A 6,601-nucleotide genomic window follows, 5' to 3' on the forward strand; every position below is an offset into this window, starting at 1 on the left:
CTGATGAAGGCGGCGAAGATCTGTTCGCACACTTCTCGGCAATCCAGAGCAACGGCTTCAAATCGCTGCAAGAGAACCAGCGCGTTTCGTTCGACGTGACCACTGGCCCGAAGGGCAAGCAGGCCGCGAACATCCAGCCGCTGTAATCGCTCTCCAGCGATGGTAAAAAATCCCCGGATCGCCGGGGATTTTTTTTGCCTGTGTCTCTGCCTGTCTCCCTGCCCGTATCTCTGTAAGAGGCTTATATCCGCCAGTAACTCGGCTGCGCGTAACTGTGCCGTAGGAAGTCCACAAAGGCACGGATCCGCAGCGGCAGGTGCTGGCGCTGGGCGAATACGGCGTGGATGTCATTCCCCGGCGCCGCGAACTCGTCCAGCACCGTGCACAGCTCGCCTGAAGCGATCTGCGCCCCCACTTCCCACATCGAGCGCCAGGCCAGGCCCTTGCCGGCCAGCGCCCACGCGTGCAACACCGCGCCGTCGTTGCATTGCATGTTGCCGCCCACCTTCAGGGTAACCGGCTTGCCACGGTCGAGAAAGGTCCATCCGCGCTGGCTGCCCTGGCTGCTGATCGCGAGGCAGTTGTGCTTTGCCAGGTCGGCCAGCGTGCGCGGCCGGCCGTGACGCTTCAGGTAGGCCGGGGTGCCGACCACCACCCGGTGGTTGTCGGCCAGCTTGGCGCCAACCAGGTTCGAGTCGCTCAGGCTGGCAATGCGGATCGCCACGTCCACCCCTTCGCCGACCACGTCCACCAGCCGGTCGGTCAGGTTCAGGTTGACCGTCACTTCGCGGTGCTCGGCCAGGAAGGAGGGCAGCAGCGGCGCCACGTGCTGGCGTCCGAAGCCGGCCGGGGCGGACACCAGCAGGTGGCCGCTGGCATGGGCGCTGCGTTCGCTGGCCGCGGACTCGGCTTCTTCCAGCTCGGCCAGGATGCGCTGGCAGTCTTCCAGGAAGGCCGCTCCCTCGTCGGTGAGGGCGAGGCGGCGCGTGGTGCGCTGCAGCAGCTTCACGCCGAGCCGGGCTTCCAGCGCATCGAGGCGGCGCCCGATCATCGAGGGCGCGATGCCTTCGGCCCGGGCCGCCGCCGACAGGCTGCCGCGCGCCACCACGTCCACAAAGGTGGAAATCTGCCTGAACTTGTCCACTAGGCCTCCGATTCTATACAAATATGCACAGATGATATGCGTAAATGTATCGTTTAGGTATGTGCAAGTGAATATACTTGAGCGTATGACAAAGGCCGGGCGGCCTCGCCGCCCGGGCCGCAAGGCTTATTCAACTTTTCAGGAGTTTGCGCAATGACGATCGCCACCCCCGCCGGCATGGACATCACGGCCGAGATCAAGCCAGCTTACGAACAGATCCTCACGCCCGAGGCGCTCGCCCTGGTGGCGCAACTGTCGCGTGCTTTCGAGCCCCGTCGCCAGGAACTGCTGGCCGCGCGCGCGGAGCGCGCGCGCCGCCTGGACGCCGGCGAGCGCCCGGATTTCCTGCCCGAGACCGCGCAAATCCGCGACGGCGACTGGCAGATCGCGCCGATCCCGTCGGCGCTGGCCTGCCGCCGCGTGGAAATCACCGGTCCGGTGGAGCGCAAGATGGTCATCAATGCGCTCAATTCCGGCGCCGACAGCTACATGACCGATTTCGAGGACTCGAACACCCCGAACTGGGACAACCAGATCACCGGCCAGATCAACATGATGGACGCCGTGCGCCGCACCATCTCGCTGGAACAGAACGGCAAGACCTACCGCCTGAATGACAAGGTCGCTACCCTGGTGGTGCGCCCGCGCGGCTGGCACCTGGACGAGAAGCATGTGCTGGTGGACGGCAAGCGCGTTTCCGGCGGCATCTTCGACTTCGCACTGTTCATGGTGCACAACGCGAAGGAACTGCTGGCGCGCGGCGCCGGGCCCTACTTCTACCTGCCGAAGATGGAATCGCACCTCGAGGCGCGCTTGTGGAACGATATCTTCGTGATGACCCAGGAAGCGCTGGGACTGCCGCTTGGCACCATCAAGGCCACCGTGCTGATCGAGACCATCCTGGCGGCCTTCGAAATGGACGAGATCCTGTACGAGCTGCGCGAACACAGCGCCGGCCTGAACGCGGGGCGCTGGGACTACATCTTCTCCTGTATCAAGAAGTTCAAGCTGGACAAGGACTTTTGCCTGGCCGACCGCGCCAAGGTCACCATGACCGCGCCCTTCATGCGCGCCTATGCGCTGCTGTTGCTGAAGACCTGTCACAAGCGCGGCGCCCCGGCCATCGGCGGCATGTCGGCCCTCATTCCGATCAAGAATGATCCGGAAAAGAACGAGGTGGCGATGGGCGGCGTGCGCAGCGACAAGGCGCGCGACGCCACCGATGGCTACGACGGCGGCTGGGTGGCCCATCCGGGCCTGGTGGAACTGGCCATGACGGAGTTCGTCAAGGTGCTCGGTGACCAGCCGAACCAGATCGGCAAGCAGCGTCCGGACGTGAACGTGAGCGCCGCCGAACTGCTCGACTTCAAGCCGGAAACGCCGATCACCGAGGCCGGCCTGCGCTACAACATCAATGTCGGCATCCACTATCTGGGCGCCTGGCTGGCCGGCAATGGCTGCGTGCCGATCCACAACCTGATGGAAGACGCGGCCACGGCCGAGATCAGCCGTTCGCAGGTGTGGCAGTGGATCCGCAGCCCGAAGGGCGTGCTGGAAGACGGGCGCAAGGTCGACGCGGCCATGGTGCGCGCCATGATTCCGGAAGAGCTGGCCAAGGTGAAGGCGGTGGCGCCGAATGGAGACAATCCGAGCTATGCGCGCGCCGCCGAGATCTTCGAACAGATGTCGACCTCGGACAATTTTGCGGAGTTCCTGACGCTGCCGCTGTACGAGGAAATCTGAGGCAAGGCTGGCCCGGTCCTCCGGACCGGGCCAGCGCTTACGCGAACACGTTCTTCCACGCGCGCAGGGCGGCGAAAGCCGCGACCGGTGCGGCTCCGTCCTGCAGGCGGCCGGCCCTTACCAGGCTGGCCACGATCGCCTGCTCGCGATAGCGCAGGAAGGGGTTGGTGGCGCGCTCGCGGCCGACCGTTGAGGGAATGGTCGGCTGGCCTGCGGCACGCCGCGCCGTGTCCTCGCGCACGCGCCGCGCCAGCGCCCCGTTGCCGGGCTCGACCGCCTCGGCGAAACGCAGGTTCGACAGCGTGTATTCATGCGCGCAGTACACCAGGGTGTCATCGGGCAGCGCCGCCAGCTTGGCCAGCGAGTCCGCCATCTGGGCCGGCGTGCCTTCGAACAGGCGTCCGCAGCCGGCGCCGAACAGGGTATCGCCACAGAACAGCCAGTGCGCCCCCGGCGTGCTGCGCACGTAGGCGATGTGGCCCAGCGTATGCCCGGGCACGTCGAGTACCTCCAGCGCCAGTGCCAGACCTGGCACGGCGATGCGCTCGCCTTCGCCCAGCGGATGGGTCACTTCCCCGATGCCGTCGTGGCGCGGCCCGAACACCGGCACCGTGTCGGGTGCTGCGCTGGAATCGAGCAGGGCGCGGACGCCGCCGATATGGTCAGCATGGTGATGGGTGAGTAAAATGGCGCTCAGGGTGAGGCTATGTGCCTCCAGCGCGGCGCGGACCGGACCGGCATCGCCCGGATCGACCACCGCCGCATAGACGCCGTCATGGATCATCCACAGGTAGTTGTCGTGGAAGGCGGGAACGGTCAGGACATGCAGGTCCTGGGAGGCTGGACGCGTCATGGTGAAGTAATCAAGGTGTGAAAGGGTGGCATGGACAGCGCGGCATCGGAAAAATCCATTATAGCGCTCGACCACTGGCTGCAATCGCCGGCGGGTGCCTACGTGCGCGCCTTCGAACAAGCCTGCCTCGACGAACTTACCGCCGACATCTTCGGCTTCAATGCCTTGCAGATCGGCGTGCCGCAGCTGGACGCCCTGGCGGCCAACCGCATGCCAAACAAGTGGCAGGCGGCGACCCGTACCTCGACCGCGGACGAGCTTGCCTTCGCCGCGGGCGGCAAGCAGATCGCCGTGGCGCTCGATTTCGCCGAGCTGCCCTTCGCCTCGCACAGCATCGACCTGGTGGTGCTGCCCCACGTGCTCGAGTTCGCGAGCGAGCCACATGGCGTGCTGCGCGAAGTCGAACGGGTCCTGATTCCGGAAGGTCAGTTGATCATCTGCGGCTTCAACCCGGCCAGCCTGTGGGGCATGCGCCAGGGCGTGGGCAAGGTCACCAATAACGGCTACCTGCCGGCTTCCGGCGAGTTCATCTCTATGCCGCGCCTGAAGGACTGGTTAAAATTGCTCAATCTCGGCGCCACGCGCAGCTATTTCGGCTGCTACGCGCCGCCGTGCCGGACAGCCCACTGGCTGAGCCGGTTCTCGATGATGGAGTCGGCCGGCCGGCGCTGGTGGCCCTACCTGGGCGCCGTGTACGTGGTCCACGCCATCAAGCGGGTCAAGGGCATGCACATCATCGGACCTGCATGGAACAAGAAAACGAGCAAGCGTCCGCAGGCGGTGCCGGCGGCGAACAGAAAATGAACACGAGCGACAGCATGGCAGCATCTCCTTCGACGAAAGTCGAGATCTTCACCGACGGCGCCTGCAAGGGCAATCCGGGCACGGGCGGCTGGGGCGCGCTCTTGGTTTCTGGCGGCCACGAGAAGGAAATCTTCGGTGGCGAAGCGAACACCACCAACAACCGCATGGAATTGCGCGCCGTGATCGAGGCGCTTGGCGTGCTCAACCGCCCCTGCGAGGTCGTGCTGCATACCGACAGCCAGTACGTGCAAAAGGGGATCTCGGAATGGATCCACGGCTGGAAGGCGCGCGGCTGGAAGACGGCCGCCAAGGAACCGGTCAAGAACGAAGACCTGTGGAAGGCGCTCGACCTGGCCCAGCAGCAGCACGCGGTGGAGTGGCGCTGGGTGCGCGGCCACAACGGCCATCCTGGCAATGAGCGCGCCGACGTGCTCGCCAACCGCGGCGCGGCCACGGTGCGTCGCTGAATCGGCTGGGTCGGCCGACGGCGCGGCCCGGTGCGGCCCGGTGCGGCCCGCGCTGCGCTATACTTCAGCCCGCTTTAACTCTTCTGCCAGACCACGCCATGCGCCAGATCGTCCTCGACACCGAAACCACCGGCCTGAATCCCCGTACGGGCGACCGCATCATCGAGGTCGGCTGCGTCGAGATCCTGAACCGCAAGCTCACCGGGAATAATTTTCACCGCTACATCAACCCGGAACGCGACTCCGACGAGGCGGCGCTGGCGGTGCACGGCTTGAGCACGGAATTCCTGAGCGACAAGCCAAAGTTCCATGAGATCGCCGAGGAACTGCGCGCCTATGTGCAGGGCGCCGAAGTCATCATCCACAACGCCCCGTTCGACCTCGGCTTCCTGAACGCCGAGTTCCAGCGCATCGGCCTGCCGCCGTTCACCGAGCACTGCAGCGGCGTGATCGATACCCTGGTGCAGGCCAAGGAGCTCCATCCAGGCAAGCGCAACTCGCTCGATGCGCTGTGCGACCGCTACGAGATTTCGAACGCGCACCGCAAGCTGCATGGCGCGCTGCTCGATTCGGAACTGCTGGCAGACGTGTATCTCGCGATGACGCGCGGCCAGAACTCGTTGACCATGGACGTCGCGGTGGAGGCGAGCGCGGGCGGCGCACTGCTCGATGCCGGGCCGCTGGGCGAGATCTTCGTGCTGCCCGCCAGCGAGGCCGAACTGGCCGCCCACGAGGAGGTGCTGGCCGGGCTCGACAAGAACGTCAAGGGCACCTGTGTATGGCGCAATTATTCGCCCCCGCAGCCGGATTCTGTGGCATAATACGCCTCGCTTCGGGAGGTTAGCTCAGGGGTAGAGCACTGCATTCACACTGCAGGGGTCGCAAGTTCGAAACTTGCACTTCCCACCAGAATACATCCGTTCGGTTTGCGCCCATGGCGCGAATCGGAACCGGACAAAAAAGCCGGTCACATCAGTGGCCGGCTTTTTTTATGCCTGCGCCAGCGCTTCCTTCAGGTCGGGCGTGATGGTCCAGGCATACGGGGTCTTGTCGCGCACGCGCACGATCCGCTCGGGTGGCCACTGCGCGCCCATGTGGAAGTCGTGCGAGACCACGCGGCTGCACACACGCATCTGGCGCAACAGGCGCGGCAGCAGCTTCAGGTTGACCTCATCCGGGCCAGCGCCAGCATGTGACGCACAATGTCAGGCGCCGTCGGCACATAAGGCGGGGCCGGCAGGCGCGCCGCCTGCGCCGGCCGTGGCAGAGGCAGGGCAGGCAGCACCAGTGGCGCGCAGGCGCCGGCACTGAGCAGCACGCTAGCGCGCAGCAGCGAGCGCCGGCTCAAAGCTGCATTCAGGGACGAGGCGGCCGGAAGGGGATCGGACAAGGCGCGGGCTTCAGGTGAATCGGTCGATGTCGGGCAAGCCTACCCGATCCCTCCATGGGCGAGTTTTTCCCCAGGGATTGATATGTCAACGCTAAATAGAAATGTCCCCTGTTCTGCAAAGTAGAAATGTCCCCTGGGGTCATGAAGCAGGAGCCAAGGCTAAAGGCGCCTTGATGTGCTCGAACTGAGCGCATGGCGGC

8 protein-coding genes and 1 tRNA gene are annotated in these 6,601 nt (G+C 65.2%); 6 read left to right on the forward strand and 3 right to left on the reverse strand.

Annotated elements, in window-relative coordinates:
* Positions 1 to 146: cold-shock protein (locus LCI23_RS05010; protein ID WP_224944987.1), on the forward strand; the 146-nt coding region annotated here is incomplete at its 5' end.
* A 95-nt stretch (positions 147 to 241) separates the two neighbouring features.
* Here LCI23_RS05010 and LCI23_RS05015 read toward each other — a convergent pair.
* Entirely contained in the window at positions 242 to 1,144 is a 903-nt protein-coding gene (locus LCI23_RS05015) for a LysR family transcriptional regulator (RefSeq protein ID WP_224944973.1), read from the reverse strand.
* A gap of 153 nt (positions 1,145 to 1,297) precedes the next feature.
* On the opposite strand from LCI23_RS05015, the gene aceB reads away from it, so the two are divergent.
* Entirely contained in the window at positions 1,298 to 2,887 is a 1,590-nt protein-coding gene (aceB, locus tag LCI23_RS05020) for a malate synthase A (RefSeq protein ID WP_224944974.1), read from the forward strand.
* Positions 2,888 to 2,924: 37 nt separating this feature from the next.
* On the opposite strand, the gene gloB is transcribed toward aceB, so the two are convergent.
* The gene (gene gloB, locus LCI23_RS05025; protein WP_224944976.1) at positions 2,925 to 3,740 is read right to left on the reverse strand and encodes a hydroxyacylglutathione hydrolase; all 816 of its coding nucleotides are present in this window, start codon (positions 3,738 to 3,740) and stop codon (positions 2,925 to 2,927) included.
* Positions 3,741 to 3,770: 30 nt separating this feature from the next.
* Here gloB and LCI23_RS05030 point away from each other — a divergent pair, with 30 nt between their 5' ends.
* The 4 genes from LCI23_RS05030 (at position 3,771) to LCI23_RS05045 (ending at position 5,920) form a co-directional block, all read left to right on the forward strand.
* Positions 3,771 to 4,544, forward strand: a complete 774-nt coding sequence (locus tag LCI23_RS05030; RefSeq protein WP_224944978.1) for a class I SAM-dependent methyltransferase — start codon at positions 3,771 to 3,773, stop codon at positions 4,542 to 4,544.
* Positions 4,545 to 4,558: 14 nt separating this feature from the next.
* Positions 4,559 to 5,011, forward strand: coding sequence for a ribonuclease HI (gene rnhA / locus LCI23_RS05035; protein ID WP_224944981.1), 453 nt, complete (start codon positions 4,559 to 4,561; stop codon positions 5,009 to 5,011).
* Positions 5,012 to 5,109: 98 nt separating this feature from the next.
* A complete protein-coding gene (gene dnaQ, locus LCI23_RS05040) occupies positions 5,110 to 5,832 on the forward strand; it encodes a DNA polymerase III subunit epsilon (protein ID WP_224944983.1) in 723 nt (240 codons plus the stop codon).
* Positions 5,833 to 5,845: 13 nt separating this feature from the next.
* A tRNA-Val gene (locus LCI23_RS05045) sits at positions 5,846 to 5,920 on the forward strand.
* Between the two features lie 80 nt (positions 5,921 to 6,000).
* Here the strand turns inward: LCI23_RS05045 and LCI23_RS05050 are convergent.
* Positions 6,001 to 6,153 carry a hypothetical protein gene (locus LCI23_RS05050; RefSeq protein ID WP_224944985.1) on the reverse strand — a complete coding sequence of 51 codons (153 nt, stop codon included), beginning with the start codon at positions 6,151 to 6,153 and terminating at the stop codon, positions 6,001 to 6,003.
* Positions 6,154 to 6,601: the final 448 nt, after the last annotated feature.

Source organism: Massilia sp. MS-15 (assembly GCF_020176695.1).
Classification (GTDB): Bacteria; Pseudomonadota; Gammaproteobacteria; order Burkholderiales; family Burkholderiaceae_D; genus Telluria; species Telluria hydrophila.